Origin of the sequence: Methylibium sp., assembly GCF_031393925.1 — a bacterium.
Taxonomy (GTDB): domain Bacteria; phylum Pseudomonadota; class Gammaproteobacteria; order Burkholderiales; family Burkholderiaceae_C; genus Methylibium.
The window spans coordinates 13,856-29,539 of sequence record NZ_JANMWL010000062.1; the positions used below are offsets into that span (position 1 = coordinate 13,856).

A 15,684-nucleotide genomic window follows, 5' to 3' on the forward strand; every position below is an offset into this window, starting at 1 on the left:
AAAGGCTTTGTGAGCAAATGAAAACGATCTGGACACATGCAAGGCCTGGGTCGCTCCGCACGCTCACTACACTGACTCGATGTTGATCCTCGGCTTTGAATCCTCATGCGACGAAACCGGCGTGGCGCTGGTCGAATACGGCGCCGATACCGTGCCGCGTCTGCTGTCGCAGGCGCTTCACAGCCAGGTCGCGATGCACGCCGACTACGGCGGTGTGGTGCCGGAGCTGGCCTCGCGCGACCACATCCGCCGCGCGCTGCCGTTGGCGCGACAAGTGCTTGCCGATGCCGGTCGCGGATTGAATGAGATCGATGTGATTGCCTATACGCGCGGGCCCGGCCTCGCCGGTGCGCTGCTCGTGGGCAGTGCCGTCGCTTGCGCGCTGGCCGCCGCGCTCGGCAAGCCGGTGCTCGGCGTGCATCACCTCGAGGGTCACCTGCTGTCGCCGTTTCTCTCGGATGATCCTCCGCGGTTTCCGTTTGTCGCGCTGCTGGTGTCGGGCGGCCACACGCAACTCATGCGCGTGGCCGGCGTCGGCGACTACGAGTTGCTGGGCGAGACCATCGACGACGCGGCCGGCGAAGCCTTCGACAAATCGGCCAAGCTGCTCGGCCTGGGCTACCCGGGCGGGCCGGCCCTGGCACGCTTGGCCGAGTTCGGCGACGCCAGCGCCTACAAGCTGCCGCGCCCGCTCCTGCACAGCGGCAACCTGGACTTTTCTTTTGCCGGCCTCAAGACCGCGGTGCGCACGCAGGCCCTCAAGCTGGGCGACGGGGCTTGCGAGCAGCCGCGCGCCGACCTGGCGGCGGCCACGCAGGCCGCGATCGTGGAGGTGCTGGTGAAGAAGTCGCTCGCGGCGCTCGCGGCGACCGGCCTCGCGCGCCTGGTGGTGGCCGGCGGCGTGGGTGCGAACCGCTTGCTGCGCGAGCAGCTCGACACCGCCTGCGCCCAGCGCGGCCTCTGCGTGCATTACCCAGCGCTGGCGCTGTGTACCGACAACGGCGCCATGATCGCGCTGGCTGCAGCGATGCGCCTGCAGTCCGGCCGCGCAGTGGCGCGGCACGACCTGGCTTTCGATGTGCAGCCGCGCTGGCCGCTCACGGCGGTCAACGCCGTGGCGGCCTCGGCTCTCTGACGCTCAGGCGATCGCGAGCTGCGACGCCGGCTTGACTTTCTTGACCAGCGTGAGGCTGAGCACGCCGTTCTCCATCTTGGCCTGCGACGCGGCTTCGTCGACTTCGATCGGCAACGTGAAGCGGCGTGCAAACGCGCTGGCACTGCGCTCGCGCACCAACTGACGCTCGCCCTCGGCCGCGGGCGTCTCGCTGCGTGCGGCGGCTTCAATGGCGATGCGCTTGCCGTCGATCGTGACCTTCACATCCTCCTTGGCGATGCCGGGCAGGTCGACCTGCACGCTGTAGTGCTGCGCGGTCTCGCGCAGGTCGAGCGCGGGCATGCGTGAAGCGACCTCGGGCGCACTCGCGCTCTGCTGGAACACGCGCTCGACGGTGTCGTCGAACAGGCGGTCGAACGCGCGGCTCAGGTCACGGGCATGGCCGTTGTGGTTTTGACGGTGGGCGAGGGGCATGACGAACATGGTGAACTCCTAGAATTCAGGGACTCGGTGGGGTGGGCAACTTCTGGCTGCCCATGCCGTTCGAATTGAGAGCGGCATTTTTGTTTTCAAGGGCCTTGTGAATGCGTGAAGTGATCCAGGGCCTGCCCGGCTCCAAGATTCGTGAAGTGGCCAACGCCGGCCTCGGCCGCGCCGATCTGCTCGCGTTCTGGTTCGGCGAAGGCGACGAGGCCACGCCGGCCTTCATCCGCGACGCCGCGATCGAATCGCTGCAGCGTGGCGAGACCTTCTATTCGCACAACCTCGGCCTGCCCGAATTGCGCGAAGCGGTCGCCGGCTACGTGAGTTCGCTGCACCCGCCGCTCGGCAGCGAGCGCATCGCCATCACGTCCTCGGGCGTCAATGCGTTGATGATTTCGATGCAGGCCCTGGTCGGTGCGGGCGACGAGGTGGTCGCGGTGGTGCCGGTGTGGCCCAACCTCACCGCGCAGCCGGCGATCCTGGGCGGCTGCGTCACACGCGTTTCGCTGCGGCCTCGCAGCGGTGCCTGGCGGCTCGATCTCGATGAGTTGCTGGCGGCCGTCACGTACCGCACGCGCGTGCTGCTGGTCAACGCGCCGAACAACCCGACCGGCTGGACGCTAGGCCGCGACGAGCAGGCGGCCTTGCTGGCGCATTGCCGCCGCACCGGCACCTGGATCGTCGCCGACGAGGTCTACGAGCGGCTGTACTTTGCAGACGACGCGCGCGCCGCGCCGTCCTTCCTCGACGTCGCCGAGCCACATGACCGGCTGGTCGTCGTCCACAGCTTTTCCAAGAGTTTCCTCATGACCGGCTGGCGGCTCGGCTGGCTGGTGCTGCCGCAAACACTGGTCGACGCGGTGGGCAAGCTGATCGAGTTCAACACCTCCTGTGCGCCGGTGTTCGTGCAACGCGCGGGTCTTGCCGCGCTGCGCGGCGCGCACGCCTTGGTCCCGACCGTGACGGCGCACCTGCGGCAGTGTCGCGACACTTTGCTGCCCGCCTTGCAGGCCGTGCCGGGCGTGGAAGTCGCGGTGCCCGAGGGCGGCATGTATGCCTTTCTGCGAGTTGCCGGTGAAGACGACTCGCTGGCGTTCGCCAAGCGGTTGGTGCGGGAGGCGGGGCTGGGCCTGGCTCCCGGGGCTGCCTTCGGCGACGAGGCCGAAGGTTGGCTGCGCTGGTGCTTCGCTTCGCGCGATCCGGCGCGGCTCGCGCAAGGGGTGCAGCGGCTGCGGGCCGCGCTGCGTCTATAATCGTTCGGTTTTGCGGGGTGCCGAGTCCTGCAAGATCAGACGCACGGCGCGGTGACGCGTCCTTGCAAACCGAAAACAGCCGAAAACAGCAAACAGCGCACGGCATGGGTTGGTTTCACCCGTGACCGCAAGTGAAAACCGAAACCGCGGCACGCCAATCTTTCCTGTGCGTCGGCGGTTTCACGCAACAGGAAACGAATCATGGCCGTGGCCGATCTCAACATTCCAGAAATCGTCAAGACGAACGCGCGCAGCGCCACCGACACGGGCTCGCCCGAAGTGCAGGTCGCCATCCTCACCGCACGCATCAACGACCTGACGCCGCACTTCAAGACCCACGCCAAGGACCACCATGGTCGCCGCGGTCTGCTCAGGATGGTGAGCCGGCGACGCAAGCTGCTCGACTACCTCAAGGCCAAGGACGCCGAGCGCTACACCGCGCTGATCCAGAAACTCGGCCTGCGCAAGTAAGCAAGACCCATGACGAAGAGCCTGTCTGGCATCACCAGCGCAGGCTCTTCGCGTTTTGGAGCGCAACCCCCGAGCGACGATGTGTCATTCCAGCGAGGCTTTGCCGAGCCGCGCTGGAATGACATCCCGCTCGAGGGCTGAAGCTTCGGTGAAAGGCGCCACCCGACGCGCCGTGTTCTCTCGAAGAGAACCCATCAGGAGACCCGCATGAGCATGTTCAACAAGGTCACGAAGACGTTCCAGTGGGGCCAGCACCAGGTCAGCCTCGAGACCGGCGAGATTGCCCGCCAATCGGGCGGCGCCGTTGTCGTCGACATCGAAGGCACCGTGGTGCTCGCCACCGTGGTGGCCGCCAAGCATGCCAAGCCGGGGCAAGACTTCTTCCCGCTCACCGTCGACTACATCGAGAAGACCTACGCCGCCGGCAAGATTCCCGGCAGCTTCTTCAAGCGCGAAGGCCGCCCGAGCGAGCTGGAGACGCTGACCTCGCGCCTCATCGACCGGCCGTTGCGGCCGCTCTTCCCCGAAGGCTTCTACAACGAAGTGCAGGTGGTGATCCACGTGCTGTCGCTCAACCCGGAGGTCTCGGCCGACATCGCAGCACTCATCGGTTCCTCGGCGGCGCTGGCCATTTCCGGCATCCCGTTCAACGGACCGGTGGGCGCGGCGCGCGTGGGCTACATCAACGGCGAGTACGTGCTCAACCCGGGCCCGAGCCAGCTCAAGGAGAGCCAGCTCGACCTGATCGTCGCGGGCACTGAAGCGGCGGTGCTGATGGTGGAGTCCGAAGCCCAGCAGCTGCCCGAAGACGTGATGCTCGGCGGCGTGGTGTACGGCCATGAGCAGGGCAACATCGCCATCCGCGCCATCAACGAGCTGGTGCGTGACGCCGGCAAGCCCGAATGGCAGTGGGAAGCGCCGGCCAAGGACGAGGCCTTCATCGCGCACGTGGGTGACCTGGCCGAAGCGAAGATCCGCGCGGCCTACCAGATCCGCTCCAAGCAGGAGCGTACGCAGGCCATGCGCAAGGCCTACGCCGAGGTGCTGGCAGCACTCGCCGCCGAAGGTGCTGCGGTCGACAAGGTCAGGGTCGAGAACCTGCTGTTCGACATCGAAGCCAAGATCGTGCGCAGCCAGATCCTCGCGGGCGAGCCGCGCATCGACGGGCGCGACACGCGCACCGTGCGCCCGATCGAAATTCGCTCCTCGGTGCTGCCGCGCACCCACGGCTCGGCGCTGTTCACGCGCGGCGAGACGCAGGCGCTGGTCATCACCACCCTGGGCACCGAGCGCGACGCACAGCGCATCGACGCGCTGGCCGGCGAGTTCGAAGACCGCTTCATGTTTCACTACAACATGCCTCCGTTCGCGACCGGCGAGACCGGTCGCGTCGGCTCGCCCAAGCGCCGCGAAATCGGCCACGGGCGCCTGGCCAAGCGCGCGCTGATCCCGGTGCTGCCGAAGAAGGACGAGTTCGCCTACGCGATCCGCGTGGTCTCCGAGATCACCGAGTCCAACGGTTCGTCGTCGATGGCTTCGGTGTGCGGCGGCTGCCTGGCCATGATGGACGCGGGCGTGCCGCTCAAGGCGCACGTGGCGGGCATCGCCATGGGCCTGATCAAGGACGGCAACCGCTTCGCCGTGCTGACCGACATCCTCGGCGACGAAGATCACCTCGGCGACATGGACTTCAAAGTGGCCGGCACGACCACCGGCGTGACCGCGCTGCAAATGGACATCAAGATCCAGGGCATCACCAAGGAGATCATGCAGGTGGCCCTGGCGCAGGCCAAGGAAGCGCGGCTGCACATCCTGGCCAAGATGGTCGAGGCCGTGGGTGGCGCCAAGACCGAACTCTCCGAGTTCGCGCCGCGCCTCTACACCATGAAGATCAACCCCGAGAAGATCCGCGACGTGATCGGCAAGGGCGGCTCGACCATCCGCGCGTTGACGGAAGAATTCGGCACGCAGATCAACATCGAGGAAGACGGCACCATCACCATCGCCTCGGTCGACGGCGACCGCGCGATGGCGGCCAAGAAGCGCATCGAGGAGATCACTGCCGAGGCCGAGATCGGCAAGATCTACGAAGGCGCGGTCACCAAGATCCTCGACTTCGGTGCGCTGATCAACATCCTGCCGGGCAAGGACGGACTGCTGCACATCAGCCAGATCGCACACCAGCGCGTCGAGCAGGTGAGCGACTTCCTCACCGAAGGCCAGGTGGTCAAGGTCAAGGTGCTCGAGACCGACGAGAAGGGCCGCATCAAGTTGTCGATGAAGGCGCTGCTGGAGCGTCCCGAGGGCTATGTCGAAGAAGAGCGTCCGCGCCGTGAATACAGCGATCGCGGCGACCGTGGTGGGCGCGGTGGTGACCGTGGTGATCGCCCGCCGCGCCGTGAGCGCTCCGAGCGTCCGCCGGAGCGCAGCGGCGAGGCGCCGGCCTCGCAGCCTTCGTCTGGCGGCAACAACACGCCGCCCGACGCCGAGTGACGAGGGCAGGGGGCGGCACTCGCGCCGTCCCCGTCGAGCACACCGTCATGCAAGCGATCGAGATTTCTCGCCCGGGCGGGCCCGATGTGTTGCGCCTGGCGCAGCGCCCCGAGCCGGCGCCTGCCGCGGGTGAACTGCTCATCGAGGTGGCCGCCTCGGGCGTGAACCGCCCGGACGTGCTGCAGCGCTCGGGGGCCTATCCGCCGCCGCCCGGCGCTTCGGATTTGCCGGGCCTGGAGGTGGCCGGGAGCATCGTCGGTGGCCATGCCGGTGAACTGGCAGCGGCCGGCTTCAAGCTGGGCGACCGGGTTTGCGCACTCACTCACGGCGGCGGCTATGCCGAGCGCTGCGTGGCACCCATCGGCCAGACCCTGCCCGTGCCGGCAGGCCTCACCGACGTGGAGGCGGCAAGTCTGCCCGAGACTTTTTTCACCGTCTGGATCAACGTGTTCGATCGCGCGCGCCTGCAGCCCGGCGAGACGCTGCTGGTGCAGGGCGGCTCCAGCGGCATTGGGGTGGCGGCGATCCAGCTTGCCAAGGCGCTGGGCTCGACGGTGATCGTGACCGTGGGCGACGATGCCAAGGCCCAAGCCTGCCTTGCGCTCGGTGCCGACTTTGCCGTTAACTACAAGACGCAGGACTTCGTCGCCGAGGTCAAACGCGTGACCGACGGCCGCGGCGCCGACGTGATCCTCGACATGGTGGCCGGCGACTACGTGGCGCGCGAAATCCAGTGCCTGGCCGATGACGGCCGGCTCTCGATCATCGCGGTGCAAGGCGGCGTGCGCGCCGAGTTCGATGCCGGTGCCGTGCTGCGTCGACGCCTCACGATCACCGGCTCCACCTTGCGCCCGCGCACCGTGGCCTACAAGGCGCAGGTAGGCCGTGCGCTGCGTGAGCGCGCCTGGCCGCTGTTCGAGCAGGGCAAGCTCGCGGCGGTGGTGTTCAAGACCTTTCCCGCCGCCCAGGCCGCCCAGGCCCATGCGCTCATGGAATCGGGCCAGCACGTCGGCAAGATCGTGCTGACCTGGTAAGGAAGAGGAGCAATACAAGATGAGCCCATCCCGTCGCAAGCTCGTGGTCGGCAACTGGAAGATGCATGGCACCCACGCCGCCAACGAGGCGCTGCTCGAAGCGCTGAAGTCCGCCGGCCCGCTGCCCTCTGACGTGGCCGTGTGCGCGCCGCACCCCTACCTCGCCCAGGCGGCCGAACGGCTGGCGCGCTCGGCCATCGGCTGGGGCGCGCAGGACTGCTCGGCGCATGAGCAGGGCGCCTACACCGGCGAGGTGTCGGCCGCGATGTTGGCGGACTTTGGCTGCCGCTATTGCCTGGTCGGCCACTCCGAGCGGCGTGCGTTGCATGCTGAAAGCGACCAGCTCGTGGCCGACAAGGCGCAGGCGGCGCTGGCCAGGGGCATCACGCCGATCGTCTGCGTCGGCGAGACGCTGCGCGAACGCGAGGCCGGTGAAACCGAGGCCGTCGTTAAGCGCCAGCTGTCGGCGGTGATCCACACGCTCGGCCACTGTGCCGGTGAGATGGTCGTGGCCTATGAGCCGGTGTGGGCGATCGGCACCGGCCGCACTGCCACGCCCGAGCAGGCGCAGGCCGTCCACGCGCTGCTGCGCGCGCAACTGCATGCTGCCACGCCGCGCGCTGCGCAGATGAAACTGCTCTATGGCGGCAGCGTCAAACCCGACAACGCGGGCGTGCTGTTCGCTCAGCCAGACATCGATGGCGGCCTGATCGGCGGCGCGTCGCTCAAGGCAACGGATTTCCTCGCGATCTGCCGCGCTGGCGCGCATTGATCGCAGCACCCTTTCAAAGATAAAGAACGGAGTCCTCGAAATGCAAGTGATGTTGACGGTGGTCGTGGTGACGCAGATGCTCACCGCGCTCGTGATGATCGGCCTGGTGCTGATCCAGCATGGCAAGGGCGCGGACATGGGCGCCTCGTTCGGCAGTGGCGCATCGGGCAGCCTGTTCGGCGCAACCGGCAGCGCCAACTTTTTGTCGCGCTCGACCGGCGTGTGCGCCGCGGTGTTCTTTGCCTGCACGCTGGCGCTGGCTTACTTCGGCAACCTGCGCGACACGGCGATGCCTTCGGGCACCAGCATCCTCGAGCGCTCGGCGGTGCCAGCATCGGCACCCGGTGCGGCGGCTTCGGGTGCGGCGCAGATTCCGGGCGCTGCACCGACCGGCGAAACGGGCGCCGTGGTCGCTCCGGCGGTGCCCGCGCCGATGGCGTCCGGCGCCGCGCAGATCCCGACGAAGTGATGCCGACAAAGTCATTGCCGACCCCCGAAGAGGTGGGTCTTTCGAGCTAGAATTTCTGGCTGTTCGGTGAGCCATTCCTCATGCAAACCGAACCGCAAAACCGCATCGAGTTCGATCCTGAAAGCGATGCCGGGCCGTCGTGGTGAAACTGGTAGACACGCTATCTTGAGGGGGTAGTGGCGAAAGCTGTGCGAGTTCGAGTCTCGCCGACGGCACCATCAGATTTTGGAAGAGTCAAACCGGGCGTGCCGCAGCGCGGAGTCGCCCGAGCAGGCGCCGCCGCCACGGTGCGCCTTGTCTTGTTTGAGCGAGTGCATCAGACCCGTCGACCTGCCATTCACGATGAACCTCGAGTCCTACCTGCCGGTCATCTTGTTCATTCTTGTCGGCGCCGCCGTTGGCATTGCGCCGCAGCTGATCGGCTTTGCGCTCGGGCCGCACCGGCCCGATGCCGACAAGAACTCTCCCTACGAATGCGGCTTCGAGGCGTTCGAAGACGCGCGCATGCAGTTCGACGTGCGCTACTACCTGGTCGCCATTCTGTTCATCTTGTTCGACCTCGAGATCGCCTTTCTCTTCCCGTGGGCGGTGTCGCTCAGGGAGATCGGCGCCACCGGTTTCTGGGCCATGATGGTTTTCCTCGGCATCCTCGTCGTGGGCTTCGCCTACGAGTGGAAAAAAGGCGCCCTGGACTGGGAATGATCTCGAGCACCAAGTAGGCAAGCCATGGGCATCGAAGGCGTTTTCAAAGAGGGGTTCATGACCACCTCGGCCGACAAGCTGATCAATTGGTCGAAGACCGGGTCGCTGTGGCCGATGACCTTCGGCCTGGCCTGCTGCGCCGTCGAGATGATGCACGCGGGCGCCGCGCGCTACGACATCGACCGCTTCGGCATGCTGTTTCGTCCCAGCCCGCGCCAGAGCGACCTCATGATCGTCGCCGGCACCCTGTGCAACAAGATGGCGCCGGCCTTGCGCAAGGTCTACGACCAGATGGCCGAGCCGCGTTGGGTGCTCAGCATGGGTTCGTGCGCCAACGGCGGCGGCTACTACCACTACAGCTATTCGGTGGTGCGCGGCTGCGACCGCATCGTGCCGGTGGACGTGTACGTACCGGGCTGTCCGCCCACGGCCGAGGCGCTGCTCTACGGCGTGTTGCAGCTGCAGTCGAAGATCCGTCGCGAAAGCACCATCGCGCGTTGACCGCGCGATTCGAAGCCGCCTTTGTCGATGAAACACTACAAGCTCGACGTCCTGCAGCCCGCGCTCGAGGCCGTGCTGGGCGACCAAGTCAAAGCTCTGGTGCGCGACCGCGGTGAACTCACGCTCACCGTCAAGGCCGCCGACTACACCCTCGTCTGCCTGGCCTTGCGCGACCACGCCGAGCTGAAGTTCGAGCAATTGATCGACCTCTGCGGACTCGACTATTCGACCTACCGCGACGGCGCTCATTCGGTCTACACCGACGGCCCGCGCTTTTGCGTGGCGCTGCACCTGCTGTCGATCAGCAAGAACTGGCGGCTGCGCCTGAAGGTGTTTTGCCCCGACGACGAGCTGCCGCTGGTCGCCTCGGTCAACGAGGTCTGGAGTGCGGCCAACTGGTTCGAGCGCGAGGCCTTCGATTTGTACGGCATCGTGTTCGAGGGCCACGCCGACCTGCGCCGCATCCTCACCGACTACGGCTTCATCGGGCATCCCTTCCGCAAGGACTTCCCGGTGACGGGGCATGTCGAGATGCGCTACGACCCCGAGCAAAAGCGCGTGATCTACCAGCCGGTGACGATCGAGCCGCGAGAGGTCACGCCGCGCATCATTCGCGAAGACCACTACGGCGGCCTTGGTTGAGTCATGGCCGACATCAAGAACTACACCCTCAACTTCGGCCCGCAGCACCCGGCCGCGCACGGCGTGCTGCGCCTCATCCTCGAGCTCGACGGCGAGGTGATCCAGCGCGCCGACCCGCACATCGGCTTGCTCCACCGCGCCACCGAAAAGCTCGCCGAGACGCGCACCTACATCCAGTCGCTGCCCTACATGGACCGGCTGGACTACGTCTCGATGATGTGCAACGAGCACGCCTACTGCCTGGCGATCGAGAAGCTGCTGGGCGTGGACGTGCCGGTCCGGGCGCAGTACATCCGCGTGATGTTCTCCGAGCTGACGCGCCTCTTGAACCACCTGTTGTGGCTGGGCGCGCACGGGCTGGACTGCGGTGCGATGAACATCTTCATCTACTGCTTTCGCGAACGCGAAGACCTGTTCGACATGTACGAGGCGGTGTCCGGCGCGCGCATGCACGCGGCCTACTTCCGCCCCGGCGGCGTCTACCGCGACCTGCCGGGCACCATGCCGCAGTACCGCGCCTCCAAGGTGCGCAGTGCCAAGGTGATGTCGCAGCTCAACGAGAACCGACAAGGCTCGCTGCTGGACTTCATCGACGACTTCACGCGGCGCTTTCCCGGCTACGTGGACGAGTACGAGACCTTGCTCACCGACAACCGCATCTGGAAACAGCGCACCGTCGGCATCGGCGTGGTGACGCCCGAGCGCGCGATGAACCTCGGCTTCACCGGGCCGATGTTGCGCGGCTCGGGCATCGAGTGGGACTTGCGCAAGACCCAGCCCTACGAGGTCTACGAGCACATGGACTTCGACGTGCCGGTGGGCGTGAACGGCGACACCTACGACCGCTACCTGGTGCGCATCGAAGAAATGCGCCAGGCCAACCGCATCATCGAGCAGTGCTCGACGTGGCTGCGCGCCAACCCGGGCCTGCCGGTGATCACCGACAACCACAAGGTGGCCTCGCCCGGCCGGGTGGACATGAAGTCCAACATGGAAGAGCTGATCCACCACTTCAAGCTCTTCACCGAAGGCATGCACGTGCCCGAGGGCGAGGCCTATGCGGCGGTCGAGCACCCCAAGGGCGAGTTCGGCATCTACCTGGTGAGCGACGGCGCCAACAAACCTTACCGCCTGAAGATTCGCGCGCCCGGCTTTGCGCACCTGGCGGCGCTCGACGAGATGGCGCGTGGCCACATGATTGCCGACGCGGTGGCGGTCATCGGCACGATGGACATCGTGTTCGGCGAGATCGACCGGTAGCAACCGATGAGCGATGCGACACACAGGCAGGCGATCGATGACACCCTCTGAAGCCACACGCGCGCGTTTCGACCATGAAGTCGCCAAGTACCCGCCCGAGCACAAGGCCTCGGCGGTGATGGCCTGCCTGGCCATCGTGCAGCAGCAAGAGGGCCATGTCTCGCGCGAGGCCGAGACCGCGGTGGCCGCTTACCTCGGCATGCCGACGATCGCGGTGCATGAGGTCACGACCTTCTACAACATGTACAACCAGCAGCCGGTCGGGCGTTTCAAGCTCAATGTCTGCACCAACCTGCCGTGCGCGCTGCGCGACGGGCAGACCGCGCTCGATCACGTGTGCAGCAAGCTGCATGTCGAGCCTTATGGCACCACGACCGACGGCCTGTTCACCGTGCAGCCAAGCGAATGCCTGGGCGCCTGCGCCGACGCGCCGGTGCTGCTGGTCAACGACCGCCAAATGCTGAGCTTCATGAGCGCCGAGCGGCTCGACGAACTGCTCCTCACGCTCGCAGCGCACGCCCAATGACGATCGCCGCGACGACCATGATCGATCTCTCCAGGTTCCAGGCCAGCGGTCGCGAGACCTGCTTTCACGACCGCCACATCGGCGCGCAGATCGTTGCCGGCCTCGACGGCAAGAACTGGCGCCTGGCCGACTACGAAGCGCGTGGCGGCTACCAGGCGCTGAAGAAAATCCTGCAAGGCAACACCGAGGGCGACGCCGCCGCCGGGCCGATGACCCCCGAGCAGGTGATCGCCGAGGTCAAGACCTCCGGCCTGCGCGGACGCGGCGGCGCGGGTTTCCCGACCGGCCTGAAGTGGAGCTTCATGCCGCGCCAGTTTCCCGGCCAGAAATATCTGGTCTGCAACTCCGACGAGGGCGAGCCCGGCACCTGCAAGGACCGCGACATCCTCGCCTTCAATCCGCACATCGTTATCGAAGGCATGGTGATCGCTGCCTACGCCATGGGCATCAGCGTGGGCTACAACTACATCCACGGCGAGATCTTCGAGATCTACGAGCGCTTTGAACAAGCGCTGGCCGAGGCACGTGCCGCCGGCTACCTGGGCGACAAGATTCTTGGCAGCCACTACGGCTTCGAGCTGCACGCCGTTCATGGCTTCGGCGCCTACATCTGCGGCGAAGAGACCGCGCTGCTCGAGTCGCTGGAAGGCAAGAAGGGCCAGCCGCGCTTCAAGCCGCCGTTTCCGGCCAGTTTTGGCCTCTACGGCAAGCCGACCACGGTCAACAACACCGAGACCTTCGCCGCGGTGCCCTGGATCATCCGCAACGGCGGCCAGGCCTACCTGGAGTGCGGCAAGCCCAACAACGGCGGCACCAAGATCTTCTCGATGGTGGGCGACGTCGAGTGGCCCGGCAATTACGAAGTGCCGATGGGCACGCCGTTCTCCAAGCTGCTCGAACTCGCCGGTGGTGTGCGCGGCGGTCGCGGCCTCAAGGCCGTGATCCCCGGCGGCTCTTCCGCGCCCGTGCTGCCCGGCGCAGTGATGATGGACACGACGATGGACTACGACGCCATCGCCAAGGCCGGCTCCATGCTCGGCTCGGGCGCGGTGATCGTGATGGACGAGACGCGCTGCATGGTCAAGAGCCTGCTGCGACTGTCCTACTTCTACCAGCATGAGAGCTGCGGCCAGTGCACGCCGTGCCGCGAAGGCACCGGCTGGCTGTGGCGCATGGTCGACCGCATCGAGCACGGTCGCGGCAAGCTCGAGGACATCGAGTTGCTGAACTCGGTGGCCGACAACATCCAGGGCCGCACCATCTGTGCGCTCGGCGACGCGGCGGCCATGCCGGTGCGGGCCATGATCAAGCACTTCCGCGAAGAGTTCGTGCATCACATCGAGCACAAGCGCTGCCTGGTCGGCGCCGACGCTCTTGCCGGCGGCGGGCCGGCCCTCTCCCTGCGGGAGAGTGAGCCGATCCGTGGGGCGGAGCGCATCCATGGTTGAGATCGAACTCGACGGCCAGAAGGTCTCGGTGCCTGCGGGCAGCATGGTCATGCATGCGGCCGACAAGGCCGGCACCTACATACCGCACTTCTGCTATCACAAGAAGCTCAGCATCGCGGCCAATTGCCGCATGTGCCTGGTCGACGTGGAGAAGGCGCCCAAGCCCATGCCGGCCTGCGCCACGCCGGTGTCGCAGGGCATGATCGTGCGCACCCAGAGCAAGAGGGCGCTCGAGGCGCAGCAGTCGGTGATGGAGTTCCTGCTCATCAACCACCCGCTCGACTGCCCCATCTGCGACCAGGGCGGCGAATGCCAGTTGCAGGACCTGGCGGTGGGCTATGGCAAGTCGGCCTCGCGCTACCAGGAAGAAAAGCGCGTGGTGCTGCACAAGGACGTGGGCCCGCTGGTCGGCATGGAAGAGATGACGCGCTGCATCCATTGCACGCGCTGCGTTCGCTTCGGGCAAGAGGTGGCGGGCGTGATGGAGCTCGGCATGATCCACCGCGGCGAGCACGCCGAGATCACCACCGTGGCCGGCGACACCATCGACTCGGAACTCTCGGGCAACATGATCGACCTCTGCCCGGTCGGCGCGCTCACCAGCAAGCCGTTTCGCTACAGCGCACGCACCTGGGAGCTTTCACGCCGCAAGAGCGTGAGCCCGCATGACTCGACCGGCGCCAACCTGATCGTGCAGGTCAAGGGCGCGCGCGTGATGCGCGTGCTGCCGCTGGAAAACGAGGCCGTCAACGAATGCTGGCTGGCGGATGGCGAGCGCTTTTCCTACGAGGCGCTCAACAGCGACGAGCGCCTCACCACGCCGATGCTCAAGCAGGGCGGGGTGTGGCAGGCGGTCGACTGGGCCAGCGCGCTCGACTACGTGGCCAACGGCTTGCGGACCATCAAGGCCGACCACGGCGCACCGAGCATCGGCGCTCTCTCTACCGCGCACAGCACGGTCGAAGAACTGCACCTGCTCGCCAAGCTGGTGCGCGGCCTGGGCTCGGACAACATCGATCACCGGCTGCGGCATTCGTTCTTCGAGACGAGCGAGCCGGTGCGGCCGTCGGGCTCGCCTTCGGCCGGGCCGTCGGGCGCGCCTTCGGCCGGGCCGTCGGGCTCGCCTTCGGCTCGGTGGCTCGGCACCTCGATCGCCTCGCTGTCCACGCTGGACCGTGTGTTTCTCGTCGGCTCCTTCGTGCGCAAGGACCACCCGCTGTTCGCGCAGCGCCTGCGCCAGGCCGGCAAGCACGGCGCGCGCATCGCGAGCCTGCATGCGCTGGCCGAAGATTCGCTGTTGCCGGTCGAGGCGCGCATCACCGCCGCGCCGAGCGGCTGGGTCGCGGCGCTGGCCGGCGTGGCGGCGGCCGTCGCGGCAGGCAAGGGCGTTGCGGCGCCGACGGCGGTCGAGGCCGACGATGCGGCCAGGGCGGTCGCCACCTTGCTCGCGAGCGGCGAGCGCAAGGCCATCCTGCTCGGCAACGCCGCGGCCTGGCATCCTCAGGCTGGCGAACTGCTGGCGCTGGCCAACTTCATCGCCAAGCACACCGGCGCGAGCTGTGGCTATTTCTGCGAAGCGGCCAACAGCGTGGGTGCGCAACTGGTCGGCGCGCAACCGCAGCAGGGTGGCCTGAACGCCGGGCAGATGCTCGCGCCGAGCGGCGACGCCAAGCCGCTCCAGGCCGTGCTGTTGCTCAACGCCGAGCCCCTGTTCGATGCCGCCGACGGGGCACGCGCCGTGGCCGCGCTGGACAAGGCGGCGATGGTGGTTTCGCTGTCGGCTTTCAGGACCGCGAACCTCGAGCACGCCGACGTGCTGCTGCCGATCGCGCCCTTCACCGAGACCGCCGGCACCTTCATCAATGCCGAGGGCCGGGTGCAGGGCTTTCACGGCGTCGTCAAGCCGCGCGGCGACGCGCGGCCGGCCTGGAAGGTGTTGCGCGTGCTCGGCACGATGCTCGGCCTGGAAGGCTTCGGCTTCGAGACCTCCGACGAGGTGCGCGCCGAGGCGCTCGGCGACGTGGCCTCGCTGCCGGCGCGGTTGAGCAATGCCGACGGCACGGCCGTTTCACTGCCGCTCGCCGCCGCCCGGCCGTCCGGCTCGGCGTTTGCGCAAGGGCTCGAACGCGTCGCCGACGTGCCGATCTACAGCGCCGACGCGATGCTGCGCCGCGCGCCTTCGCTGCAGCTCACCGCCGATGCACGGCCGCCGCGCGTCGGACTGCCCACGGCGGTGTGGGAGCGGCTGGCCCTGGGCGAACACGCCGCGGTCCATGTGCAGCAGGGCAGCCATTCGGTGCGACTGGCCGCCTGGCACGACGCCAGCCTCGCTGCCAACTGCGTGCGCGTGCCCGCCGCTCATCCGCTCACCGCCGCGCTCGGCGCGATGTTCGGCGAGATCGCCGTCGAGCGCGCCGAGCCGCTGTCGGCCGAGCCCGAGCACCACGCCGCGTCGGTCAAGCTCGTGTCTGCCGCCAACCGGCCGGCCGCCTGAGGACGCGCCGATGATCGACACC

Annotated in this window: 14 protein-coding genes, 1 tRNA gene and 1 pseudogene; 15 read left to right on the forward strand and 1 reads right to left on the reverse strand. The window is 67.2% G+C overall.

What is annotated here, in order from left to right; genetic code table 11:
* Nucleotides 1–79: 79 nt before the first annotated feature.
* Entirely contained in the window at nucleotides 80–1,135 is a 1,056-nt protein-coding gene (gene tsaD, locus RMO12_RS04055; protein ID WP_309638300.1) for a tRNA (adenosine(37)-N6)-threonylcarbamoyltransferase complex transferase subunit TsaD, read from the forward strand.
* A gap of 3 nt (nucleotides 1,136–1,138) precedes the next feature.
* Here the strand turns inward: tsaD and RMO12_RS04060 are convergent, their stop codons facing one another.
* Entirely contained in the window at nucleotides 1,139–1,597 is a 459-nt protein-coding gene (locus RMO12_RS04060) for an Hsp20/alpha crystallin family protein (protein ID WP_309638301.1), read from the reverse strand.
* 101 nt (nucleotides 1,598–1,698) lie between these two features.
* Here RMO12_RS04060 and RMO12_RS04065 point away from each other — a divergent pair, with 101 nt between their 5' ends.
* The 14 genes and pseudogenes from RMO12_RS04065 to nuoG form a co-directional block, all read left to right on the forward strand.
* A complete protein-coding gene (locus RMO12_RS04065) occupies nucleotides 1,699–2,850 on the forward strand; it encodes a pyridoxal phosphate-dependent aminotransferase (protein WP_309638302.1) in 1,152 nt (383 codons plus the stop codon).
* 201 nt (nucleotides 2,851–3,051) lie between these two features.
* Entirely contained in the window at nucleotides 3,052–3,321 is a 270-nt protein-coding gene (gene rpsO / locus RMO12_RS04070) for a 30S ribosomal protein S15 (RefSeq protein ID WP_309626929.1), read from the forward strand.
* A 207-nt stretch (nucleotides 3,322–3,528) separates the two neighbouring features.
* Entirely contained in the window at nucleotides 3,529–5,814 is a 2,286-nt protein-coding gene (pnp, locus tag RMO12_RS04075; protein ID WP_309638303.1) for a polyribonucleotide nucleotidyltransferase, read from the forward strand.
* Between the two features lie 47 nt (nucleotides 5,815–5,861).
* A complete protein-coding gene (locus RMO12_RS04080) occupies nucleotides 5,862–6,848 on the forward strand; it encodes an NAD(P)H-quinone oxidoreductase (protein WP_309638304.1) in 987 nt (328 codons plus the stop codon).
* 19 nt (nucleotides 6,849–6,867) lie between these two features.
* Complete coding sequence (gene tpiA, locus RMO12_RS04085; protein WP_309624190.1) at nucleotides 6,868–7,620, forward strand: triose-phosphate isomerase; 753 nt, start codon at nucleotides 6,868–6,870, stop codon at nucleotides 7,618–7,620.
* Between the two features lie 40 nt (nucleotides 7,621–7,660).
* Nucleotides 7,661–8,089 (forward strand): preprotein translocase subunit SecG, encoded by a 429-nt coding sequence (gene secG / locus RMO12_RS04090; RefSeq protein WP_309638305.1) that lies wholly within the window; start codon nucleotides 7,661–7,663, stop codon nucleotides 8,087–8,089.
* A 133-nt stretch (nucleotides 8,090–8,222) separates the two neighbouring features.
* Nucleotides 8,223–8,307 (forward strand) — tRNA-Leu (locus RMO12_RS04095).
* A gap of 124 nt (nucleotides 8,308–8,431) precedes the next feature.
* Nucleotides 8,432–8,791 (forward strand): NADH-quinone oxidoreductase subunit A, encoded by a 360-nt coding sequence (locus RMO12_RS04100; RefSeq protein WP_309624188.1) that lies wholly within the window; start codon nucleotides 8,432–8,434, stop codon nucleotides 8,789–8,791.
* A gap of 24 nt (nucleotides 8,792–8,815) precedes the next feature.
* On the forward strand, nucleotides 8,816–9,292 hold the full coding sequence (locus tag RMO12_RS04105; protein WP_309638306.1) for an NADH-quinone oxidoreductase subunit B family protein: 477 nt from the start codon (nucleotides 8,816–8,818) through the stop codon (nucleotides 9,290–9,292).
* A gap of 27 nt (nucleotides 9,293–9,319) precedes the next feature.
* Nucleotides 9,320–9,934, forward strand: coding sequence for an NADH-quinone oxidoreductase subunit C (locus RMO12_RS04110; protein ID WP_309638307.1), 615 nt, complete (start codon nucleotides 9,320–9,322; stop codon nucleotides 9,932–9,934).
* Nucleotides 9,935–9,937: 3 nt separating this feature from the next.
* Nucleotides 9,938–11,194 (forward strand): NADH-quinone oxidoreductase subunit D, encoded by a 1,257-nt coding sequence (locus RMO12_RS04115; protein ID WP_309638308.1) that lies wholly within the window; start codon nucleotides 9,938–9,940, stop codon nucleotides 11,192–11,194.
* 37 nt (nucleotides 11,195–11,231) lie between these two features.
* Nucleotides 11,232–11,720, forward strand: coding sequence for an NAD(P)H-dependent oxidoreductase subunit E (locus RMO12_RS04120; RefSeq protein WP_309638309.1), 489 nt, complete (start codon nucleotides 11,232–11,234; stop codon nucleotides 11,718–11,720).
* Nucleotides 11,721–11,737: 17 nt separating this feature from the next.
* A complete protein-coding gene (nuoF, locus tag RMO12_RS04125) occupies nucleotides 11,738–13,168 on the forward strand; it encodes an NADH-quinone oxidoreductase subunit NuoF (RefSeq protein ID WP_309638310.1) in 1,431 nt (476 codons plus the stop codon).
* A pseudogene (nuoG, locus tag RMO12_RS04130) lies at nucleotides 13,161–15,584 on the forward strand (NADH-quinone oxidoreductase subunit NuoG); the annotation flags it as partial. The gene nuoF and the pseudogene nuoG, both read left to right, overlap by 8 nt.
* Nucleotides 15,585–15,684 lie beyond the last annotated feature (100 nt).

What these genes read in the sequence shown, in the direction of transcription:
- tsaD (WP_309638300.1), top strand. Translation starts at nt 80, where the DNA reads ATGTTGATCCTCGGCTTTGAATCCTCATGCGACGAAACCGGCGTGGCG.
- RMO12_RS04060 (WP_309638301.1), bottom strand. Translation starts at nt 1,597, where the DNA reads ATGTTCGTCATGCCCCTCGCCCACCGTCAAAACCACAACGGCCATGCC.
- RMO12_RS04065 (WP_309638302.1), top strand. Translation starts at nt 1,699, where the DNA reads ATGCGTGAAGTGATCCAGGGCCTGCCCGGCTCCAAGATTCGTGAAGTG.
- rpsO (WP_309626929.1), top strand. Translation starts at nt 3,052, where the DNA reads ATGGCCGTGGCCGATCTCAACATTCCAGAAATCGTCAAGACGAACGCG.
- pnp (WP_309638303.1), top strand. Translation starts at nt 3,529, where the DNA reads ATGAGCATGTTCAACAAGGTCACGAAGACGTTCCAGTGGGGCCAGCAC.
- RMO12_RS04080 (WP_309638304.1), top strand. Translation starts at nt 5,862, where the DNA reads ATGCAAGCGATCGAGATTTCTCGCCCGGGCGGGCCCGATGTGTTGCGC.
- tpiA (WP_309624190.1), top strand. Translation starts at nt 6,868, where the DNA reads ATGAGCCCATCCCGTCGCAAGCTCGTGGTCGGCAACTGGAAGATGCAT.
- secG (WP_309638305.1), top strand. Translation starts at nt 7,661, where the DNA reads ATGCAAGTGATGTTGACGGTGGTCGTGGTGACGCAGATGCTCACCGCG.
- RMO12_RS04100 (WP_309624188.1), top strand. Translation starts at nt 8,432, where the DNA reads ATGAACCTCGAGTCCTACCTGCCGGTCATCTTGTTCATTCTTGTCGGC.
- RMO12_RS04105 (WP_309638306.1), top strand. Translation starts at nt 8,816, where the DNA reads ATGGGCATCGAAGGCGTTTTCAAAGAGGGGTTCATGACCACCTCGGCC.
- RMO12_RS04110 (WP_309638307.1), top strand. Translation starts at nt 9,320, where the DNA reads ATGAAACACTACAAGCTCGACGTCCTGCAGCCCGCGCTCGAGGCCGTG.
- RMO12_RS04115 (WP_309638308.1), top strand. Translation starts at nt 9,938, where the DNA reads ATGGCCGACATCAAGAACTACACCCTCAACTTCGGCCCGCAGCACCCG.
- RMO12_RS04120 (WP_309638309.1), top strand. Translation starts at nt 11,232, where the DNA reads ATGACACCCTCTGAAGCCACACGCGCGCGTTTCGACCATGAAGTCGCC.
- nuoF (WP_309638310.1), top strand. Translation starts at nt 11,738, where the DNA reads ATGATCGATCTCTCCAGGTTCCAGGCCAGCGGTCGCGAGACCTGCTTT.